We start from the raw sequence: 2,715 nt of genomic DNA, 5'->3' as shown, positions 1-2,715 counted from the left end.
CAGCGCCGCCCGGATCACCCGCTGCTGCGACGGACCGTTCGGCGCCGTGAGGCCGTTACTGGCACCGTCCTGGTTCAGGGCCGAACCCCGCACCACCGCCAGCACCGGATGCCCATGACGCCGCGCGTCCGACAACCGCTCCAGGAGCAGCACGCCCGCACCCTCGCCCCAGCCCGTACCGTCCGCGTCCGCCCCGAACGCCTTGCAGCGGCCGTCAGGGGACAGTCCGCGCTGCTCGCTGAAGTACACGAGCATGTCGGGTGTGCCCATGACGGTCACGCCGCCGGCCAGCGCCAGGGAGCACTCGCCCGAGCGCAGAGCCTGCGCCGCCATGTGCAGGGCGACCAACGACGACGAACACGCCGTGTCCACCGTCACCGCGGGGCCCTCCAGACCCAGGGTGTAGGAGACCCGGCCGGAGACGATGCTGCCCGCCGTGCCACCGCCGTAGTCGTGGTACATCACACCGGCGTAGACGCCGGTGCGGCTGCCCCTGAGCGAGGTCGGGTCGATGCCCGTCCGTTCCAGCGCCTCCCAGGACACCTCCAGCAGCAACCGCTGCTGCGGGTCCATGAGGGTCGCCTCGTTGGGGCTGATGCCGAAGAAGTCGGGGTCGAACCATGCCGCGTCGTAGAGGAATCCGCCCTCGCGCGCATAGGTCTTCCCCGGCGTCCCGGGCTCGGGGTCGTAGATCCCGGGGTCCCAGCCCCGGTCGTCGGGCAGCGGGGCGATGGCGTCGACGCCGTCGGAGACCAGCCGCCACAGGTCCTCCGGGGTGCGCACCCCGCCCGGGTAGCGGCAGGCCATGCCGACGATCACGATCGGGTCGTCGTCGTGGCCGGCGCGCGCGACCGTGCCCGCCGGTGCGGCCTGCTGCTCGTCCCCGCCGTCGAGCTGTTCGAGGATGTGCACGGCCACGTCGCGCGCGGTCGGGTAGTCGAAGACAAGGGTGGCCGGCAGACGCAGACCGGTGGCGGTGTCGAGCTGGTTGCGCAGCTCCACGGCCGTCAGGGAGTCGAAGCCCAGCTCGTCGAAGGCGCGCCGTACCTCGATCGCATCGGCGGAGGCGTGTCCGAGGACCGCGGCGACCTTCGTACGGACGAGCTCGAGCACCAGGGCGATGCGTTCGGCGTTGGCGAGCCCGGCGAGGCGGGTCCGCAGCGCGTTCCGGTCGCCGCCGGCCGTGGCGGCGCCGGCCGCCCGCCGTCCGGGGGCACCCACGAGGCCCCTCAGCAGCGCGGGTGCCTCGGCGGCATGGGCGGCGTGGGCGCGGAGCACCGCGAGATCCAGGCGTACGGGCACGGTCGTGGCCCGGCCCGAGTTCAGCGCGGCGTCGAACAGGGCCAGCCCCTGGGTCTCGGACACCGCGGGCGTACCGGCCCGCCGCATGCGCTCCGCATCGGCCGCACCCAGCCCGGCGCCGAGTCCCGCCGCCACGTCCCACAGCCCGAACGCCATGGAGGTGGCCGCCAGCCCGGCCGCCGCGCGGCGCTGGGCCAGTGCGTCGAGGAAGGCGTTGGCGGCGGCGTAGTTGGCCTGACCGGTGGAGCCCAGCGTGCCGGCGATGGAGGAGAAGAGCACGAACGCCGACAGATCCAGGTCCTTCGTGAGCTCGTGCAGATGCCAGGCCGCGTACGCCTTCGGCTCCAGCACCGCACGCATGCGCTCCGGCGTGAGCGAACCCACCATCCCGTCGTCGAGCACACCGGCGGCGTGGACGACACCGCGCAGCGGACGCCCGGCATCGACACGACCCAGCAGCGCCGCGAGTGCCGCACGGTCCGTCACATCGCACGCGACCACGTCCACGGACGCGCCCACCTGCTCCAGCCCGTCGCACAGTTCCGCGGCGCCCGGGGCGTCCGGGCCGCGTCGGCTGGTCAGCACCAGATGCCGTACACCGTGCTCGACGACCAAGTGCCGGGCCACCAGAGCACCCAGACCACCCGTACCACCAGTGACCAGCACCGAGCCGTCCGGGTCCCAGGCCACAGCCTCGTCCGAGCCCGTGGTCCGGGCCAGACGCGGCACCAACACCCGGCCCCCACGGACCGCCACCTCCGGCTCACCGCTCGCCGGCACCCCGGCGAGATCACCGTCGGTGTCGACCAGCACGAACCGGCCCGGGTTCTCCGCCTGCGCCGCCCGCACCAGACCCCACACCGGAGCCTGCCGCACGTCGACGTCCTCACCATCCCCGACGGCCACCGCACCCCGGGTCACCACCACCAGCCGAGAAGCCGTGAACCGCTCCTCCGCCAGCCACCGCTGCACCACCGCCAGCACCCGCTCCGACAGCCTCCGCACAGCGTCCGGAACGTCCTCGCCGTCCTCCGGCGCACACTCCAGCACCACACAGGCGGGTACGGGCCCGTCGTCGGCAAGTTCCTCCCAGGCGCCCCGGTCGTCCTCCCGGCCACTGTCGTCGGCAGCCGCTGTCCGCCACTCGACGTGGTACAGCGGGTCCTCCGGGGCCGCGTGCAGTTGCGCGTCCGTCACCGGCCGTCCGACGACGGCGCCGACCGTGGCGACCGGTGCGCCGGTGGGGTCCGCGAGTTGGAGCGAGAGGCTGTCCGGGGCCGGGCGGGTGAGCCGCACCCGGACGTGTGAGGCGTCCGAGGCGTGCAGGGAGACGTTCCGCCAGACGAACGGCAGTGTGGTCTCGCCGTCGTCCGGCCCGTCGACCAGGGCCGCGTGCATCGACGCGTCCAGCAA

At 73.8% G+C, this 2,715-nt stretch carries 1 protein-coding gene; it reads right to left on the bottom strand.

Translation table 11 applies throughout. From position 1 onward, the window contains the following. Positions 1 to 2,715 (bottom strand): type I polyketide synthase (locus tag IE318_RS45925; protein WP_229904177.1); only part of this gene is annotated, 2,715 nt, incomplete at both ends.

Source organism: Streptomyces spiralis (assembly GCF_014654675.1).
In the GTDB taxonomy this organism is placed as follows: domain Bacteria; phylum Actinomycetota; class Actinomycetes; order Streptomycetales; family Streptomycetaceae; genus Streptomyces; species Streptomyces spiralis.
This window is presented reverse-complemented; position numbering and strand designations above follow the sequence as displayed.